The organism is Burkholderia pseudomultivorans (assembly GCF_902499075.1).
Lineage (GTDB): Bacteria > Pseudomonadota > Gammaproteobacteria > Burkholderiales > Burkholderiaceae > Burkholderia > Burkholderia pseudomultivorans.
In genome coordinates, this window is the sequence record NZ_CABVPP010000021.1 from 59,082 (window position 1) to 77,040 (window position 17,959).

The 17,959-nt window shown below is 65.2% G+C and carries 15 protein-coding genes and 1 pseudogene; 7 read left to right on the forward strand and 9 right to left on the reverse strand.

Annotated elements, in window-relative coordinates:
* Positions 1-61 precede the first annotated feature (61 nt).
* Together BST28156_RS16190 and BST28156_RS16195 are read right to left on the reverse strand one after the other, a co-directional pair.
* On the reverse strand, positions 62-595 hold the full coding sequence (locus tag BST28156_RS16190; protein ID WP_174902730.1) for a methylated-DNA--[protein]-cysteine S-methyltransferase: 534 nt from the start codon (positions 593-595) through the stop codon (positions 62-64).
* Positions 592-2,079, reverse strand: coding sequence for a DNA-3-methyladenine glycosylase 2 family protein (locus tag BST28156_RS16195; protein ID WP_174902731.1), 1,488 nt, complete (start codon positions 2,077-2,079; stop codon positions 592-594). Before BST28156_RS16195 ends, BST28156_RS16190 begins: the two co-directional genes overlap by 4 nt.
* Before the next feature lie 326 nt (positions 2,080-2,405).
* Between BST28156_RS16195 and BST28156_RS16200 the strand changes: the two genes are divergently transcribed.
* Positions 2,406-3,695 carry an MFS transporter gene (locus tag BST28156_RS16200; RefSeq protein ID WP_174902732.1) on the forward strand — a complete coding sequence of 430 codons (1,290 nt, stop codon included), beginning with the start codon at positions 2,406-2,408 and terminating at the stop codon, positions 3,693-3,695.
* 85 nt (positions 3,696-3,780) lie between these two features.
* Here BST28156_RS16200 and BST28156_RS16205 read toward each other — a convergent pair.
* A pseudogene (locus tag BST28156_RS16205) lies at positions 3,781-4,885 on the reverse strand (LacI family DNA-binding transcriptional regulator).
* Between the two features lie 72 nt (positions 4,886-4,957).
* Between BST28156_RS16205 and BST28156_RS16210 the strand changes: the two are divergent.
* Positions 4,958-5,794, forward strand: a complete 837-nt coding sequence (locus tag BST28156_RS16210; protein ID WP_174902734.1) for an NAD-dependent epimerase/dehydratase family protein — start codon at positions 4,958-4,960, stop codon at positions 5,792-5,794.
* Between the two features lie 10 nt (positions 5,795-5,804).
* On the opposite strand, the gene BST28156_RS16215 is transcribed toward BST28156_RS16210, so the two are convergent.
* Together BST28156_RS16215 and BST28156_RS16220 are read right to left on the reverse strand one after the other, a co-directional pair.
* The gene (locus tag BST28156_RS16215; protein WP_174902735.1) at positions 5,805-6,125 is read right to left on the reverse strand and encodes a DUF1330 domain-containing protein; all 321 of its coding nucleotides are present in this window, start codon (positions 6,123-6,125) and stop codon (positions 5,805-5,807) included.
* Positions 6,126-6,499: 374 nt separating this feature from the next.
* Positions 6,500-7,693, reverse strand: coding sequence for a phytanoyl-CoA dioxygenase family protein (locus BST28156_RS16220; protein ID WP_174902736.1), 1,194 nt, complete (start codon positions 7,691-7,693; stop codon positions 6,500-6,502).
* Positions 7,694-7,808: 115 nt separating this feature from the next.
* Between BST28156_RS16220 and BST28156_RS16225 the strand changes: the two genes are divergently transcribed.
* From BST28156_RS16225 to BST28156_RS16235, 3 genes are all read left to right on the forward strand, one after another.
* Positions 7,809-8,843: a LacI family DNA-binding transcriptional regulator gene (locus tag BST28156_RS16225; RefSeq protein WP_367651231.1), complete on the forward strand. Its 1,035-nt coding sequence runs from the start codon at positions 7,809-7,811 to the stop codon at positions 8,841-8,843.
* Between the two features lie 393 nt (positions 8,844-9,236).
* Positions 9,237-11,012 (forward strand): restriction endonuclease, encoded by a 1,776-nt coding sequence (locus tag BST28156_RS16230; RefSeq protein WP_174902738.1) that lies wholly within the window; start codon positions 9,237-9,239, stop codon positions 11,010-11,012.
* 315 nt (positions 11,013-11,327) lie between these two features.
* Positions 11,328-11,762 carry a hypothetical protein gene (locus BST28156_RS16235; RefSeq protein ID WP_174902739.1) on the forward strand — a complete coding sequence of 145 codons (435 nt, stop codon included), beginning with the start codon at positions 11,328-11,330 and terminating at the stop codon, positions 11,760-11,762.
* A 246-nt stretch (positions 11,763-12,008) separates the two neighbouring features.
* Here BST28156_RS16235 and BST28156_RS16240 read toward each other — a convergent pair whose 3' ends face one another.
* On the reverse strand, positions 12,009-12,485 hold the full coding sequence (locus BST28156_RS16240; RefSeq protein ID WP_174902740.1) for a MerR family transcriptional regulator: 477 nt from the start codon (positions 12,483-12,485) through the stop codon (positions 12,009-12,011).
* A 76-nt stretch (positions 12,486-12,561) separates the two neighbouring features.
* On the opposite strand from BST28156_RS16240, the gene BST28156_RS16245 reads away from it, so the two are divergent.
* Positions 12,562-13,797: an NADH:flavin oxidoreductase/NADH oxidase family protein gene (locus BST28156_RS16245; protein WP_060247628.1), complete on the forward strand. Its 1,236-nt coding sequence runs from the start codon at positions 12,562-12,564 to the stop codon at positions 13,795-13,797.
* Positions 13,798-13,824: 27 nt separating this feature from the next.
* Here BST28156_RS16245 and BST28156_RS16250 read toward each other — a convergent pair whose 3' ends face one another.
* Together BST28156_RS16250 and BST28156_RS16255 are read right to left on the reverse strand one after the other, a co-directional pair.
* Positions 13,825-14,052 carry a hypothetical protein gene (locus tag BST28156_RS16250; RefSeq protein WP_059515962.1) on the reverse strand — a complete coding sequence of 76 codons (228 nt, stop codon included), beginning with the start codon at positions 14,050-14,052 and terminating at the stop codon, positions 13,825-13,827.
* 64 nt (positions 14,053-14,116) lie between these two features.
* Positions 14,117-14,437, reverse strand: coding sequence for a hypothetical protein (locus BST28156_RS16255; RefSeq protein ID WP_059515960.1), 321 nt, complete (start codon positions 14,435-14,437; stop codon positions 14,117-14,119).
* 628 nt (positions 14,438-15,065) lie between these two features.
* Here BST28156_RS16255 and BST28156_RS16260 point away from each other — a divergent pair.
* Positions 15,066-15,701, forward strand: coding sequence for a LysE family translocator (locus BST28156_RS16260; RefSeq protein WP_174902741.1), 636 nt, complete (start codon positions 15,066-15,068; stop codon positions 15,699-15,701).
* Positions 15,702-15,920: 219 nt separating this feature from the next.
* Here the strand turns inward: BST28156_RS16260 and BST28156_RS16265 are convergent, their stop codons facing one another.
* The gene (locus BST28156_RS16265; RefSeq protein WP_174902742.1) at positions 15,921-17,549 is read right to left on the reverse strand and encodes an NADP-dependent glyceraldehyde-3-phosphate dehydrogenase; all 1,629 of its coding nucleotides are present in this window, start codon (positions 17,547-17,549) and stop codon (positions 15,921-15,923) included.
* Between the last annotated feature and the right edge of the window lie 410 nt (positions 17,550-17,959).

Below are 17,959 nucleotides of genomic sequence, written 5' to 3' on the forward strand. Positions count from 1 at the left end.
TGCGGTGTCGTGCCGGGCGGTTCGCGCATGCGCGCCAGCGCACGATCGCGCGGATCGCCCGTCACCAGGCCAGTACGTGCTGGGCGGGATTGTGCCGGCCGTCGGCATACCCCGCTCCTTCGAGCGCCAGCAACGCACGCTTCCGCTCGATACCGCCCGCATAACCGGTGAGACTCCCCGACGCGCCGATCACGCGATGGCACGGCACGATGATCGATACCGGGTTCCGTCCGACCGCGCCGCCGACGGCGCGCGCGCTGCTCATCGGCAAGCCGACGCGCGCGGTGATGTCTCCGTACGACAAAAGCTCGCCGAACGGAATCGCGAGCAGTTCCTTCCATACACACCGCTGGAACTCGGTGCCGCGCAGGTGGATCGGCACCGAGAACGTCTCGCGCGTGCCGCCGAAGTATTCGGCGATCTCTTCCGCGACCTTGCGCACGATCGGCGGCGCGGCGCGCACGTTGGCCTGATCCGCGATCGCAAGCGGCGGGAAATACTTCTGGCCGACGAAAAACAAACCCGTCAGCGCATCGTCCTCGATGCGCACGGCGATGTCGCCCAGCGGGCTCGGAATCAGGTGGGCGGGCGTCATCGCAATCCATCTCCATGAAGGCGCCACGCGTGCAGCGCGGCATACGCGCGCCACGGCGCCCAGCGCGCGGCATGCGACGCGGCCGGCGGCATGCGCGTGCGGTCGGGGTGTTCGGTCGAATCGACGTGCGCGGCCAGCCACGCATCGTCGGCGGGGAACGCGTTCGGCCAGGCCATCGCGCGCATCGCGACGTACTGCACCGCGCGTTCGTCGAAACCGGGCAGCGCGCGCAGCGCCGCGAGCGTCGCGTCGAGCGGCGCCATCGGTTCGAGCACGAGCGTACCGTCGGCGACTGCGCGTGCAAGCGACACGATCGCCCGCGCCGTTTCGCGCGTAATCCCGATCGCTTCGAGCGCCGCCGGCGGCACGGCGGCCAGCGTCGCCGCAGATGGCAGCGTATGCGTGAGGCCCGGCGGCGCATGTTCGACCTCGCTGCCGAAGCGTTCGGCGATCCGCGCGAGATTGCCGGCCGCCTGCGTCGCCGCGAGTTGTTCGCCGGCGATCGCGCGCAATGCAATCTCGAGGCCGTCGAACGCGCCGGGCACACGCAGGCCGGGCGAGCCGTCCGCGAGTGCGCCGAAATGCGCATCGATCACGTCGGGACGGCTGTCGAGATCGAACAGCCGCCGCACGCGCGCGAGCACGGCCGGCACGACCGGCGTCAGCGCGGGCGATACCGTGACGGCGAGCGCGAAGCGCTGCGGCACGTGCGCAACCGACAGCCAGCCCGTCACGCATCCGTTGCTGCCGCGCGGCAGTTCGACGACGCGCGCATAGCCGCGCGCATCGACGCGTTCGACGCCGGCGATCTGCCGCTGCGCGAGAAAGCGCATCAGCTCGTCCCACGCGAACGGCGGCCGGTACGGCAACGGAAACGTCATGTCGCCGCCGGCCGACATGCCCGCCGCAGCGCTTTTGCGCAAGCGCAGCGGGTTCAGCCCGTAGCGCTGCAGGAACAGATCGTTGAAGCGCCGCACGCTGCCGAACCCGGCCGTCGACGCGACGACGGCCACCGGCAGCGTCGTATCGGTCAGCAGCCGCTTCGCCATCAGCAGGCGGTGCGTTTGCGCGAACTCGACGGGCGACACGCCGAACTGTGCACCGAAGATCCGGCGCAGATGGCGCTCGGTCACGCCGACGCGTCGCGCGAGCGCATCGACGCCGTGGTCGTTCAGGAAACCGTCCTCGATCAGCGTCGCGGCCGCGTCGGCGAGGCTGCCGGACAGGTCGAGCAGGCCGTGGCCGGGCGCGAGTTCGGGGCGGCAGCGCATGCACGGGCGAAAGCCGGCCTTCTCGGCGGTCGCGGCGCTCGGGAAGTAGCGACAGTTCCGCGCCTTCGGCGGCTTCACCGGACAAACCGGCCGGCAGTACACGCCCGTCGTCGACACGCCGACGAAGAACCAGCCGTCGAAACGGCGGTTTCTAGAAAGCAGCGCGTCGTAGCAGGTGTCGGGGTCGAGGTGCATGCGAGCAATGTAAACCATCGCCGGCGCGGATTTCGGCCGGAATCGGACATGTGTATCGGCGCAGGCGCCCGCCTGCCCGCGCCGCCGTTCGCTTCGGGAAAAACGGTTAACGCCAGATGACGAAACAGTCGTCTCTTTTGCGGGCATGAAACAAGAGACGACTCATCGAAATCCCCGACTGACAGCACGTCCGCAAAGCTCCTATCCTTTGAAAAACGTTTTCCAAATCATCGAGCGACCGGTTGCGCCGCGCAGGGGACGCGTGGCGCGGCCCGCTCCGGCGCCTGTCGCCGGTCATGAACATCGTGCGGCGCGACGGGCGCGGCCGCGCATCGGAGACATTCATGCAATCTGCCGTCATCGGCGTCGCGCGCGCCGCCAGCCGCTACCGCTGGGCCGTCTGCGCGCTGCTGTTCTTTGCGACCGTCATCAATTACATGGATCGGCAGATCCTCGGCCTGCTTGCGCCGATGCTCCAGCACGACATCGGCTGGAGCCAGATCCAGTACGGCCGAATCGTGATGGCGTTTTCCGCGTTCTACGCGCTCGGCCTGCTCGGCTTCGGCCGCATCGTCGACTGGCTCGGCACGCGCATCTCGTATGCGGCGGCGATGCTGGTGTGGAGCATCGCCGCGATGCTGCATGCGGCGGTCGGCTCGGTGATGGGCTTCGCGTTCGTGCGCGCGCTGCTCGGGATCGGCGAGGGCGGCAACTTCCCGGCGGCGATCAAGACGACGGCCGAATGGTTTCCGCGCCGCGAACGCGCGCTCGCGACGGGCATCTTCAACTCGGGCGCGAACATCGGCGCGGTGTTCGCGCCGGCGATCATCCCGGCCATCGCGGTCGCGTACGGCTGGCGCGCGGCGTTCGTGATCGTCGGCGCGATCGGTCTCGTGTGGCTCGCCGTGTGGCTCGTGTTCTATCGCCAGGCCGATACGCGCGCGCTCGCCGCCGAATACGACGAGCCGCGCGACGAGGCCGAAGCGCTCGACGCGGCGAACGCGGACGCCGGCGCGCCGCGCTGGGGCGAACTGATCCGCAAGCGCGAGACGTGGGCGTTCCTGATCGGCAAGTTCCTGACCGATCCGGTCTGGTGGTTCTATCTGTTCTGGCTGCCGAAGTGGCTCAACGAGTCGCGCGGGATGGACATGCAGCACATCGGCCTGCCGCTCGTCTGCATCTATGCGCTGACGACGGTCGGCAGCATCGGCGGCGGCTGGATCTCGTCGTTGATGCTGCGCGCGGGCTGGAGCGTGAACGCCGCGCGCAAGACCGCAATGCTGATCTGCGCATGCTGCGTGCTGCCGATCGCGTTCGTGTCGCAGGTGCAGGATCTGTGGGCCGCGGTGCTGATCGTCGGCCTCGCTGCCGCTGCGCACCAGGGCTGGTCGGCGAACCTGTTCACGACCGCCTCGGACCTGTTCCCGCGCCGCGCGGTCGCGTCGGTGGTCGGCATCGGCGGGATGGCCGGCTCGCTCGGCGGCGTGCTGTTCTCGGAAGTGATCGGCCAGGTGCTGCAACGTACCGGCCATTACTGGGTGCTGTTCGCGATCGGCGCGTCGGCGTACCTGATCGCGCTGGCCGTGATGCACGTGCTGACGCCGAAGATGAAGCCGGCGAAGCTCGATGCCTGAGCGTGTTGCGTCGGTTGCGAAGCGCGCCGCCCTCGTTGGCGGCGCGTTTGCGTCGGGGCGTCGCGATGCCGGCGCTGCCAGCCGTTCAGCCGATCGCCGCCGTCGACGCGCGCACGATCAGCCGCGGCTCGAACGTCGAATAGCTCGCGTCGGTGCGGCCGGCGAGCGCGTCGATCAGTTTCTGCATCGCGAGTTCGCCCATGTTCTCGCTCTGGATGTCGACCGTGGTCAGCGCGGGCGCCGCGTACTGGCCGTACGGCACGTTGTCGATGCCCGCGACGGAGACGTCGCGCGGCAGCTGGAAGCCGAGCGACGCGGCCTCCTTCATGAAGCCGAGCGCGATCAGGTCGTTGTAGCAGATCACCGCCTGCGGACGCTGCGGCCCGAGCATCACGCGCGAACACGCGCGTTCGCCGGCCTCGGCGGTCGGCGCATGCGCATCGTGCACGTCGAGCGCGAGCCCCGCTTCGGCGAGGCAGTCGCGCGCACCCTGGATCCGCTCGTCGTTGACGCGCGCCGAGCCGAAGCCGAGATACGCGATGCGCGTGTGGCCGAGGTTCAGCAGATGGCGCGCAAGCATGTAGGTCGACATCCGGTTGTCGATGCCGACGCTCGGCAGCGACAGGCTCGGGCTGCGGCGCAGCAGCACCAGCGGCTTGTGCAGGTCGAGCATCCAGCCGGCTTCGTCGTCGGGCATCCGCGTGCTGACGATCAGCCCGTCGACGCGCTGCGCGAGCGCCTCGATCAGCGAGCGTTCGCGCGCCTGGTTCTCCTCGGTGTCGACCAGCAGCAGCGTGTAGTCGTGCTGCAGCGCGACGCGGTTCGCGCCTTTCACGACGTTCGTGAAGTGCGGGTTGCTGATGTCGAGGATCACGAGGCCGATGGTGCGCGTGCGTCCGGTGATCATCGAGCGCGCGAGCGGATTCGACCGGTAGCCGAGCCGGTCGATCGCTTCCTTGAGCCGGGCCTCGACGTTCGGCGAGAAACGCTGCGTGCCGTTCACGTACTTCGACACCGTCGCGACCGACACGCCGGCTTCCGCGGCCACGTCGCGGATCGTCGGGGAAACTTTTTTCATCCGAAGGGTAACGTTTTCGTTCGATAACGCCGGATTGTGGCAGAAAAAGCCGCCGCATAGCCGGCGCCTCGCCATCGGGAAAGTGCGGATAGTCCGAAACGGTGTCCGGCATTGACGTTCGAGCCAGGTCGCGCGTATAGTCGGAAAACGTTTTCCAAATCAGTTCAGAATCGAAGGAGATCCGATGAATGCTTCATCCACCGGAACGGGCAAGCCGTTCGGGCGCCTGCTGCTGACGGGCGCGGCCGGCAACCTCGGCCGCCAGTTGCGCGGCGCGCTCGCGAGCTGGGCCGACGTCGTGCGTGTGAGCGACATCGCGTCGCTCGGCGACGCAGCCGCGCATGAAGAAACCCGCGTCGTCGACCTGGCCGACCGGGCGGCGGTGATGCAGCTCGTCGACGGCGTCGATGCGATCGTCCATCTCGGCGGCATCTCGATCGACGCGCCGTTCGACGATCTCGTCGATGCGAACATCACCGGCACGTACAACCTGTACGAAGCCGCGCGCCGGCACGGGGTGAAGCGGATCGTGTTCGCCAGTTCGAATCATGCGATCGGTTTTCATCCGGTCACCGAAGTGCTCGACGCCGATTCGCCGCAGCGGCCCGACAGCCTGTACGGCGTGACGAAGTGCTTCGGCGAGGCGCTGTCGCGCTATTACTTCGATCGTTTCGGGATCGAGACCGTGTGCCTGCGGATCGGCTCGTCGTTCGAGGAGCCGAAGAATCCGCGCATGCTGGTCACGTACCTCAGCTATCGCGACTTCATCGAGCTCGTGCGCTGCGCGCTGCTGACGAACCGCGTCGGACACGCGATCGTCTACGGCGTGTCGGACAACCCGGTGAAGTGGTGGGACAACACCAAGGCCGGCTTCCTCGGGTTCCGGCCGCGCGACAGCTCCGCGCAGTTCGCGGAACGCTTCCCGGTGACGGCGCCGACCGCGGACTACGACGATCCTGCGCAGCGGTTCCAGGGCGGCGGCTTCGTGGTCGGCGAGCCGATGGAGCGGAAGGCGTCGTAAGCGCCGCGCGTCAGCGCAGGATATCGGTTGCCCGATGCTGCGCATCGACGCCGTCGATCAGGATCAACGGCCCGCTCGCATGGCGTGCGCGCAGCGGCTGGATCTCGCGGTACGCGTCCGACGTGTACCACGCGCGGGCCGTGTCGAGATCGGCGAACGCAATTGCGATCAGGTCGCCGTGCCACACGCCTTCGCGCACCTCCGGACGCGCGCCGTGGATCACGAAGCGGCCGCCGAACGGCGCGAGCGTGCCGTCGATGCGTTCGAGGTATTCGACGATGTCGTCGCACATTTCGACGTCGTGCAGGTGGGCGATGGCGTATGCGGTCATGGTGGGCTCCGTGGGGTGAGGCGGTGCGGTTCGGTGGTCGATGGGTTCATGATCGTTGCGCGTGTGATGTGCGTCGATTACCCGGGACGTAATGAAATTTCGGCGCGAACGATCGGTTCGCGGCCGGGGCGGGACATGCGGTTTCGATGAATCGGATTCGAACCGGCTGCGCTTGCGTGTCGATGCGAATGCCGATCATGCAATGCGCATCGCGCGCGGCGGTCGGGGCGGGATTGGCGGCGAGCCGGGCCGGCAGGGCTCGATCGGCAACGGAATGGCGTCGATCATTCCCCGACCGCCAAGGGCGCGTGCCGCGCGAGGGTGCATGCGCCCGAAGCGAACTTTGCGCACTACTGACGCCCGCACCGTGCGCGCTAGGCCTCTCGCCGGTAGCCTTGTTCGCGAACCGCCGCGCAGAATCTTTCCACAGCCCAACGTTCGTTGAGCGCTCGGGAAAAGAGGCTTTGCTGGCTCTCGGGAGCAAGGCCGTCGAGCGGCGGGTCTTTGTCCAGGTTCGTTGGGAAGGGATAACCTTCCGCACACGACGCGATCGCCGCATCCGCTTCCGCTTGAGTCATGGTCGACGCCGCAAGACTGTCCAGCAGGACGGGATACAGTGCTTCGCACATCCTCGTTCGATTCAGCGACTCCATTGCGCGGCCGTAGGCCGACGAAATCTGCAGCAGGTTCGCCATCCGCTGCACGGACGTCGTTCGATTCGAGCCGGCTGCATGGAAAAGCGCAGGACTGAAGAAGAGTGCATCGCCTTTTTCGAGCGGTATTTGTGCGTAATGCGTCTCGAAGTAATCGCGAAAGTCCTGGCGGCGCCACGCAAGATAGCCCTCGGCATATCGCTGCGAAAACGGGAGCAGTTTGGTCGGCCCGCTTTCCACCGGCATGTTGCTGTGGGCAATGGCCCCTTGCAGCGTGAGGAACGGGGACATCGCATGAACGTGGCAAGGGTATCGCTCGGCTTCCGCCGTCGTCTGAAAGCCAAGGTGGTAGTCGCGATGTGCCTGCTGCGCCTGGCCGCCCGGCCGCACCACGTTGACCTGCGACGTCATCTGGAAATGCGGGCCGAGCCAGGCCTCGGCAATCGCGCGCACCGCGGCATTCGCGTAATAGCGCGCAAACACGGCGGGCGCTCGCAGGCACAATTTTTCCTGCGCATTCCAGATCCGGTCGTTCGCACCGGCCTTGGCGAAATGGTCGGCCGCCGCGCTGCCGGCTTCGCGCTCTTCCTGGATGATCGATTCGAAAACCCCGGTTGCCTCGTCAACGGGAGTTGTATCGGCATAGGCGCCCTTCAGGACCAGAACGCCTGCCCCGAGATTCAGCACAGTGCCCCACTCGGCTTGCAGTTCGGCTCGTCGCGACTCGTTCGCAAGCGCACCCCGGAGTTCGCGGCAGTCGTATAAAGGAATGTGTCGGCAGATGTCGGCGGCAAACCTCAAAGCGGTGTCCGCGTTCTGCGGCTTCAGCACGGAACGAAAGTCCTGAAGCGAACAATCCTGCTCCCGATACCAATGGCGTGCCTGCGCATCGCGGCGCGAGTCAGTGCTGCTCATGTCGTGTCCTCCTTGTCTGGTAGCAACGATAGCCCTGCGGCGGACGCTTGCGTTACGATAAACACATCAAAAACACTTCAAGACGGGGCGACTCATCGTGGCGCATCGCTTTCTCATGAAGGAAATCGCTCTGCAGGCGGGCCTGGGATTAGCCACCGTGGATCGCGTGCTGAACGGCAGGCCACATGTCCGCGAGCACACGCGTCAGCGTGTCCGGCATGCGATAAAGGAACTGGAGGAGCAGCAGTTCCAGCGGGCGATCAGTGGACGCAAGCTGGTCGTCGATGTGGTGGTCGAGGCACCGCGAAGGTTTTCCGACGAGATACGTGAAGCATTGATGTCGGAGTTGCCGGGCCTTCGGCCCGCGGTATTCCGGCCGCGCTTCCTGATGCAGGACACCATGGCGACGGCCGAAGTCGTCGACGCGCTTGCCGCGATCGGCCGCAGAGGCAGTCACGGCGTATTCCTGAAGGCGCGAGACGTTTCGGAAATCGCCGATGCCGTTGACGATTTGCAGCAGCGAGGCATCCCGGTTGTCACGCTGTTCACGGACATTCCGCAGTCGCCGCGCGCGGCTTATGCCGGTCTCGACAATCGAATGGCGGGCGCGACCGCCGCCTACCTCATCGGTCAATGGCTGCCCCGCCGGGAAGGTGATGTGCTCGTGACGATGAGCAACGAACGTTTCAGAGGTGAAGAAGACAGGGCAATCAGCTTTCGTGAAGCATTACAGCGGCGCTATCCAAAGCTGAAACTGGTTGATGCCAGCGGCGGTCACGGCCTTGACGTGCAAACCGAGGAGCACGTGAAACGGGCCGTGGGCCGCAGGAAGAAAATCGTGGCGGTCTATTCGATGGGCGGGGGCAACGCTGCGATACTTCGCGCGCTGGAGTCGGTAGGACAGCTGCCGGAATGTTTCATTGGACATGACCTGGACCGAGACAACGTGCAGCTGCTTCGCGCCGGCAAACTCAGCGCTGTCCTGCATCATGATCTTCGCCTGGATCTGAGGACTGCCTGTCACCATGTGATGCATTTCCACAGGCTTTTGCCGGCCTCGGCTGTGGGTGCATCTTCGTCGGTGGTCGTCGTTACGCCGGAAAATATTCCGGCGTATGTCGAGCAGAGGTTCGGGAGGCTGGGGAGGTGAGTTGGCCTGCGATTCGGCTTGATTCGCTCGGCGGCGTCGGTGTGATTCGAACTGCCTGTGTGCAGCGGGATATCCGCTGCGGCTCGAACGCAGAGGCGGTGCTTGCATGGCTGCTCTGCCTTTGAAAGCGGCGGACGCCGTTGCTGTCAACGACTGACGGTAGTCGGCCATGAATAGACCTTCGTGGAATGCGTCGATCAGACAATTGCAACGACAAGTTCGCTCTGTAAACGGTCCTTCACCGAATCCGGCTCGCACCTGACTCCGCTTTGGCGCACGAATGTCCGCGGGCACATGCCGAGGTAGTCCAGGACCCTTATCGCGCTCTCATCGCGACTCCTTGAGTCCTCGTTTCGGTGGCTCGCAGTCAGGCTTCGATATCTCGAATTTCAAATGCTCGAATCGTCGCGCGGCTCAACGACGCATGCAGAACTTTTCTCTGACGAAATACGCCGGGAGGTTGCCATCGAGTCTCGTATCCTCGGTATGATCGGGATCGACACTAAAAGCACTGTAGGAGGCCGCATGGCACGCCGGGGATTTGTGAGTACCTTGAACCGTATTTCTCGTGAGATGGAGCGTTCTGCCCGAGCGTCGCAGCGCGCCTATGAGAGCGAACGACGCGCGCAAATCCGCGCGATCAGAGAGGCTGAGCGTGCCGAAAAGGCCTATCAGCGCGCTTTGATTGCCGACGAGAAGGAAAACAAGCGGCTTCACGTCGAATCGCAAATGGAAGACGCGCAAAGTCAGAACCAGGAGCTTGAGGAGCAGGTGCAAGTACTTAGGAAAATCCTGACTGACGGTATTCGACGCAATCCAGTCCTAGATTTCGCGAAGCTGCGGACCAAGCCAACCTACAAACCTCTGGACCTGGGAAATTTCTCGCTCATCGAAGATCCTCCTCGTTGGGATGACTACGCTCCAGAAAAACCCAACGGCATGGCGAATCTGTTGCCGTGGGTGAGGAAAAAGCATGCGAAAGAAGAGTCGTTGGCGCGACAACGCTTTGATGTCGAGGCCCAGGCCCGTGTGTCCCGAAATGCAATGCGCGAGGCTGAAGTAAAGAAGCGCCGCGACGCCCATGAGCGTGTTGTGGAGCAAGCTAAACGTGAAGCGGACGAACACAACCAGCAAGTCGAACAGCTTGAGGCGGCGTTTCGTGCAGGAGACTCGAACGCAATTGCCTCTTACTTTGCAACGGTTCTGGAAAGCAGCCCTTATCCCGACGGGTTTCCGGTGACAGCCAGCGCTGAATATCAGGCCGAGTCGAAACAGCTGATTGTGGCCTACGATCTACCGGAATACGACGAAATTGTTCCGGCGGTGAAATCTGTCAGATACGTCAAAGCCACGGACTCTTTTACGGAATCAACTCGACCCGAGAGTCAGCGGCGCGCGATGTACGCCGACGTCGTTGCCCAAACGACGTTGCGGTCGTTGTACGAAATTTTTGCGTCTGACACGCCCGCGTACGTGGAAACGGTCGTGTTCAATGGATATGTGGACTCTATCGACAGAGGCAATGGTCGGCCTATCCGGCCCTGCATCATCACGGTTCGGACAACGCGCGAGATATTTCACGACATGGACTTGGCAAATGTCGAACCGCTTGCCTGCCTGAAGTCGCTGAACGCGTCGGTCTCGAAGAGCGCCGCCGAATTGGCGCCGGTGCGTCCCGTGCTCGAACTGAACATGACTGATCCGCGCTTTGTTCAGGAGGGCGATGTCCTCGCCACGCTCGATCAGAGGCCTAACCTGATGGACCTGACACCGGGCGAATTCGAGTCGCTGATTACCAACCTGTTCACGACCATGGGGCTGGAGTCTCGCCAGACGCAGGCATCTCGGGACGGTGGCGTGGATTGCGTAGCCTTCGATCCTCGTCCGATCTTCGGCGGCAAAGTGGTGATCCAAGCCAAGCGGTACAAGAATACCGTCGGGGTCAGCGCCGTGCGTGATCTGTTCGGCACCATGCAGAACGAAGGTGCGTCAAAAGGCATCCTGGTCGCGACGAGTGGTTACGGCAAAGCGGCCTTTGAGTTCGCTAACGGCAAACCTATTGAATTACTGGCAGGCAGTAACCTGCTGTATCTGTTGAAAGAACACGCCAACATCGACGCCAAGATTGTTATGCCGGAAGACTGGAGAGATATTGGCCCTGATGATTGACCGCGAGTTGTCCGCTCAGCTGTCGGGAGCCGCCGTCCGGTTATTCGTGCTACGAAGGACTGCTTCGGGGCGGCTGCCGATCATGTTCGGCAGTAGCCGGCCAGCACCTGCTATTCCTCCCGGACATCCGCAGACGCTCAATCCGCCGTTCAGCCCCCAATCACGCCCGCCGAATCATCGGCCAACGCCGCTTGTCTTCGCGACCTCCCCGACTAGACTGAAATACCGCAGGAAGCTGCGCGAGCGGCAGCCGATCGTCGCAAATCAGCAGACCGTTGACGCTGGCGCAAGTCGCGCCGATCACGAGGAGGACACGTGAAGCGTTTCAATCCGACGCTCGTAACGAGCATGACATCGAGGCTGACAGAGGGCGTCATGGCGGGCGCGGTTCTGCTGGCATGCTCGATCTTGCACACATCGGCCTATGCCGAGCCCGTTGTCACCGGACCGCTCAGCATCGACGGCTCGCTCGTCGTCCTTGGGCCGGTGACGGTCGACGGCTCGCTGACGGTGGCCGGCGACATTCACGCCCGCGGCCCGATCACTGCCGCCCGTATCGACCGCATTTCTCCCGACGACCCTGCCATACGCAGACGTCAGGGAGACAACAAGTTTCACGGCCCGCTTACCGTGCATGGTCCGCTGATCGTACACGGCGATCTGGAAGCGCAGGGCCCGGTCACCGTCGGCGGCGCCGCTGCTGCCGTCGGAGCCGTAGACGCCGAAGGTCCGATTACCGAGCGTCGTTGAATTCGTGTCGAGCGAGGCGTCCGAAGATTTGCAGAATTCGGACGGTTGATTTCGCAATCGCCATTCGCGGCAAGCACGCCGGCGGCGTTCGATGCGCCTCGAGTGGCACGCGCTGAGCGAGGTATAGCGCTGGAGCGCTGGCTGGCAGAAACGTCGCCGGATTGGCCGGCTGCGAGGGGATCGGAAGACCGCTCCGGCTGCCAAGCGCGAGCCATCCCCGGAAATCCGTCCAGCCCGCTCCCAGGCTCAAGCCCGCTTCCGTACCGCCCCAAGCGGCCGTGCAGGCCGCACGGCCGCGGCAGCCACTTCCGGCTCGTCGGCTTCCGCGCACATCCGGTCGAGCATGCGCTGTGCCGCACCCGCGCAATCCTCGCCGGCCGGTTTGGTTTCGATCGTGTCGACCAGCGTCTGCAGATGCTGCCGGTTTTGCGCGAGACGCCGTTCGAGCGACGCAATCTCGTCGATCTTGTGCCGTAGCGCGTCCAGCAGCTCGTCGCGCGGCCATGCGCCGAGATCGGGCGGCAGCACCGCGCGAATCTCGTCGAGCGTGAACCCCGCGCGCTGCGCGCGATCGATGATCGCCAGCCGTGTCAACGCTTCCGACCCGTATTCCCGATACCCGTTCGCCTGCCGCCTGGCCGGCTCCAGCAGGCCGCTCGCTTCGTAGAAGCGGATGCGCGACGCCGCGAGGCCGCTGGCGCGCGCCAGTTCACCGATCTTCATGCCGTGCTCCAAAGGACTTGACCTTGAAGTGAACTTTAAAGTTATCGTCGGGCATCAGTCAATCGAGGACGCACTCATGAAACTGTTCGCACCCCTGACGCTGCCTAACGGCGCGGTGATTCCGAACCGGCTGGCCAAGGCTGCGATGGAAGAAAACATGGCCGACGCGGATCACGCGCCGTCCGACGCGTTGCTGCGCCTGTACCAGGCGTGGGCCGACGGCCGGGTCGGGCTGATCCTGACCGGCAACGTGATGGTGGACGGCCGCGCGATGACGGGGCCGAACGGCGTCGTGCTCGAGAACGACGCGCATCTCGAACGCTTCAGCCGCTGGGCGCAGGTCGCGCGCTCGGGCGGCGCGCACGTATGGATGCAGCTCAACCATCCGGGGCGGCAGATGCCCGCGGCGCTCGGCCAGACGACGCTTGCGCCGTCGGCGGTGCCGCTCGATCTCGGCTCGCTGTCGAAGCAGTTCCCGGTGCCGAAGGAGATGACGGCGGCCGACATCGACGACGTGCAGCAGCGCTTCGTTCGCAGCGCGCGGCTGGCGGAGCGCAGCGGTTTCACCGGCGTGCAGATCCACGCGGCGCACGGCTATCTGCTGAGCCAGTTCCTGTCGCCGCTGACGAATCGCCGGCAGGACGCGTGGGGCGGCAGCATCGAGCATCGCGCGCGCCTGCTGCTCGACATCGTGCGGGCCGTGCGTGCGGCGGTGTCGCCGGGGTTCGTCGTCGCGGTCAAGCTCAATTCGGCCGATTTCCAGCGCGGCGGCTTCAGCGCGGACGACGCGAAGCGCGTGGTCGAACTGCTCAATCCGCTCGGCGTCGATCTGGTCGAACTGTCGGGCGGCAGCTACGAGGCGCCGGCGATGCAGGGGCAGGCGCGCGACGGCCGCACACTCGCCCGCGAAGCGTACTTCCTCGAATTCGCGCGCGACATCGCGGCGGTCGCGCAGATGCCGCTGATGGTCACCGGCGGTATTCGGCGTCGCGCGGTGGCCGAGCAGGTGGTCGACAGCGGCATTGCGATGGTCGGTATCGCGACCGCGTTGTCGATCGATCCGAACCTGCCGCGCGACTGGCAGGCGGGCAAGGACAGCGTGCCGCTGCTGCAGCCGATCCGCTGGAAGAACAAGGCGCTGGGCGCACTGGCGAACATGGCCGTGGTGAAGTTTCAGCTCGGGCGGCTCAGCGAAGGCCGGCGGACGAATCCGTCGGTATCGCCGCTGCGTGCGCTGGTGTCGCAGCAGCTTGCCGCGCAGTGCCAGAGCAGGCGGTATCGGAAATGGATGGCGCGGCGGGTGGCGCGATAAGCACCAGTAAGGCGGTCGCTTCGCCGCTCATTCGTCGCGCGCCGGGCGGGGCGATTCGTCCGGCGCGTCGTCTTCCACATCGCCGGACAGCAGGTCGGAAAGAGCGGCCGGCGACAGCCGCCGCATCGCCCGCTCGACGTCGTGGTCGTAGCGGCGATCGTTCGGGTCGAGCTGTTTCTGCGCCTTGCGCCCGTATCGCTGGACGAAAACGCCCAGTTCGCCGGCGAGTCGGGACTTGCGGGTCTTGACGCTCATGCGGCGATGTTAGCGGCCATGTCCGTGTATCGGCAACGGCCGCTCGACGATGCGCGATGCCGGCTCACACCGGATACGCATCGTCGACCTTCAGGTTCGCGAGCCGGAACAGCGTGCGCAGCGTCTGCGGATGAATGTCTCGGCGCGCGGCGAGCGACGTCAGGATGAAGTCGAGCACCTTCGCATAGCGGAGCAGCACGAGGCAGCGCGCGAGATCCGTGGTGCCGCGCATGGCTTCCGCCAGGCGAACCATCTCGGTGGACAAGCTGCGCGCCATCTCGAGTTCCATCTGCTGTTTTTCGGTCCAGTCGGGCAGCGGCTGTTCGAGCAGTTTCGCGAGAAAGAGCTGGAACGACGTCTCGGACGAGTTGGGCAGCGCATCCATGAATGGCCTCGTTGCTTGCACGGATCGATCGGGCGCGTGCGGCGACGCGCCCGGCGATGGGCTCGGGGCCGCGCCGACCGGCGGCGCGGCTGTCACCGGAAACGGATGCAGGTTCCGTACCAGCGCCGCGCCGCAATGCCCGCGCAATGACGGGCCGGCGCGGCGGGTCGGTCGCACAGGGCCGCCGGCGCGGGCTGGCAGCGGAAATCGAGGCGTGCATTCCTATGCGTGTTGTGGCGGATGTGGGCCGGCCGACACGCGGCGCAGATGCGAAATGCTTCAGGGATGTAACGTAACGCGTGCATGAAACCCGTCGTCGGGCTTCGTGCTGACGGCCGGCGAGCGCCTGCCCGGCACGCGTCCGGCATGCGCCGTCTGCGCCGGTAACGGGTTTGCGCGGTGTGGCGCCGCAGTGCGGGACGACATTCGCGGGATCGCGGCATGCCGCTGCGCGTGCGCCGGGTGTTTCATAACCGAGACCGGGACCGGGACATGCGGTCGGCGCGACGGATCGTGCGGCGCATGCCGTTCTTTGCGCGCAACTGGCCCAGCGGATCGGCGCGCAATTGTCCATGGGCAGGCGGCGCGCATCGGCGAACAATTTCCGCATCGCGTCCCGGGATCCGCCATGACCAATCACACCTTCTTCACGGCCAATCTGCTGCTGGCCTATACGGCTTATTTCGTCGGTACGGCCAGCCCCGGGCCGAGCAATCTCGCGATCATGTCGGTCGCCGCGCATCATGGCCGGAAGGCAGCGCTGGCGTTCGCGCTCGGCGTGATATCGGGATCGATGTGCTGGGCGACGATCGCCACGCTCGGCGTGTCGGCGGCGCTGCTCGCATGGTCGAAGCTGCTCGTCGCGATCAAGCTGTTCGGCGGGCTGTATCTGCTGTGGCTCGCCTTCAAGTCCGCGCGCACCGCAATGGCGGCGCCGGCTTCGTCGTCGGCGGGTAACGTGGCGAGCGAGCCGAGGCTGGCGCGCTTCTATGCCCGCGGCGCGATGCTGCATCTCACCAATCCGAAAGCGATCCTCGTCTGGGTGTCGATCGTCGCGCTGTCGTCGAATGGCGCGGGCGCGTCGCACGGCGCCGTCGTGCCGGGTTGCGTCGTGATCGGATGCGCGGTGTTCGGCGGCTATGCGCTGGTGTTCTCGATGGATCGCGCACGCCGGCTGTACGTGCGCTGCCGCCGGGCGATGGAAGCGTGTCTCGCCGTCGTGTTCGGGGTGGCGGGCATCCGGCTGCTGGCGTCGAACGTGTAAGGCGGTGCGTCGCGCGTCAGGCGGCGGTGATCCACGCGCGTATCGCGGTGGCGGCGCCTGAGCGAAGCGCGACGGGGGCCGCAAGCAACGATTCCGTGCCGCTCGGCCGCGGCCTCGTCCCCGACGCTGATCTGACCCAGCCGCCGGCAAGGACGAAAAAAATCCGCTGCACTCTCGCGCACAGCGGATTTTCTCAAACCGGCCGCATCCGCATCCGCGTCAGAAAATAAACCCCGTATTCACGAACTTCGAGTAGTGATCCGACACGATCGTGTCGAGCAGCTGCTTGCTGCTGTCCGTCTGTTTCGCCGCGACCATCGAGCGGATCGAGAACGCGCGCAGCGCATCGCTCACCGACAGCGTGCCTTCCGCCGAATCCTTGCGTCCGGCGAACGGGAACACGTCGGGGCCGCGCTGGCACTGGCAGTTGATGTTCACGCGGCACACCTGGTTCACGAGCGGATCGACGAGCGCGCCGATCTGCGCCGGGTCCGAACCGAAGATGCTGACCTGCTGGCCGTGATCCGACGTCGTCACGTAGTCGAGCGCGGTTTCGACGTCGTCGAACGGCGCGACCGGAATGATCGGCCCGAACTGTTCCTCGCGATACAGCTTCATCCCCTCCGACACCGGATACACGACGGCCGGATAGAACAGCGTCTTGCAGAACACGCCGCCCGAATCGTTGACGACCTGCGCGCCCTTCGCCTTCGCATCGTCGATCGCGTCCGTCATGTACGCGGTGCGGTGCATGCCGGGCAGCGGCGTGATCGCGACGCCTTTCTCCCACGGCATGCCGACCTTCATCTTCGCGAGTTCGGCGGTGAAGCGCTTCAGGAACTCGTCGACGATCGAGCGATGCACGAGCAGCATCTTCAGCGCGGTACAGCGCTGGCCGTTGAACGACAGCGCGCCGAGCAGGCATTCCTTCACGGTGAGATCGAGATCGGCGTCGGGCAGCACGATCGCCGCGTTCTTCGCATCGAGGCCGAGGATCGCGCGCAACCGGTGCGACTTCGGATGCTGCTTCTTCAGGTGATCGGCGACCTTGCTCGACCCGATCAGCGCGAGCACGTTGATCTTGCCCGACGCGAGCATGTGCGGCACGACCACCGCACCCGGTGCGTAGATCGTGTTGATCACGCCCTTCGGGAACGCGTCGCGGAACGCCTCGAGCAGCGGCTCGAACAGCAGCGTGCCGTACTGCGGCGGCTTGAACACGACGGTGTTGCCCATCAGCAGCGCCGGAATCAGCGTCGCGAAGGTTTCGTTCAGCGGATAGTTGTACGGGCCCATGCACAGCACGACGCCGAGCGGCGTGCGACGGATCTGGCCGATCGTGCCTTCCGCGATCACGAAGCGCGAATTCGCGTTGTCGAGCTCCTTCAGCGCGTCGATCGTCTGCGTCATGTACGTGACGGTGCGGTCGAACTCCTTCTGCGAGTCGGCGAGACTCTTGCCGATCTCCCACATGATCAGATTCACGACGAGTTCGCGCTGCGCGACCATCCGCTTGATGAAGTCCTGCATGCACGCGATGCGCTGCTCGACCTTCATCGTCGGCCATTCGCCGCGACCCGAATCGTAGGCGCGCACCGCGGCGTCGAGCGCCGCGTCGCTTTCCGTTTCGCCCATCACCGGATAGCTGCCGATCTCGACCTGTTCGACGCTGCCGTCCGGCTGCCGCACGCAGACGGGCGACAGCACGGTCTTGGTCGCGCCGTCCCACGGTCGCAGTTCGCCGTCGACGAGCGACACGCGCTGGTGGATCGGCGAGTTCAGCCGGTATTCGGCGGGGATGTCCTGGACGGCGGGAAACAGTTGCTGCAGGGAGGCGGAATCGGGCATGACGGTCTCGCTTGACGGGGTGTCCGGGAACGGACGGGCGATACGGAATCCTGAGCTGGCGGGTCCTCGATCCTGAATCAGCATGATGACGCGCAGACGACGGCGCGTCACGCGACGGCATGGCCGAAACAAGGAATGGAACCAGTTCCATTAAAAAGGAACGCCGAGTCGAATGCAAGATCTACCCCACGCGAACGCCGGAGTTGAAAGGCAATTGTTAAATTGTGTCCGAATAGCGTGTATACGGCGTTTTTCGCTTGCGCAAACGTTTCACAATGACCGGTTTGAGCGGATAATGGCGCAGCGCGGCGAAGTAAAAAATGCAGGGAACCTGAGAGAGCCTACGAAGTGAACGAAGAAATGCCGCCGCGCTGCCGAAGCGAGGTCGGCTGCCCGGAGCGCCGGGTCGG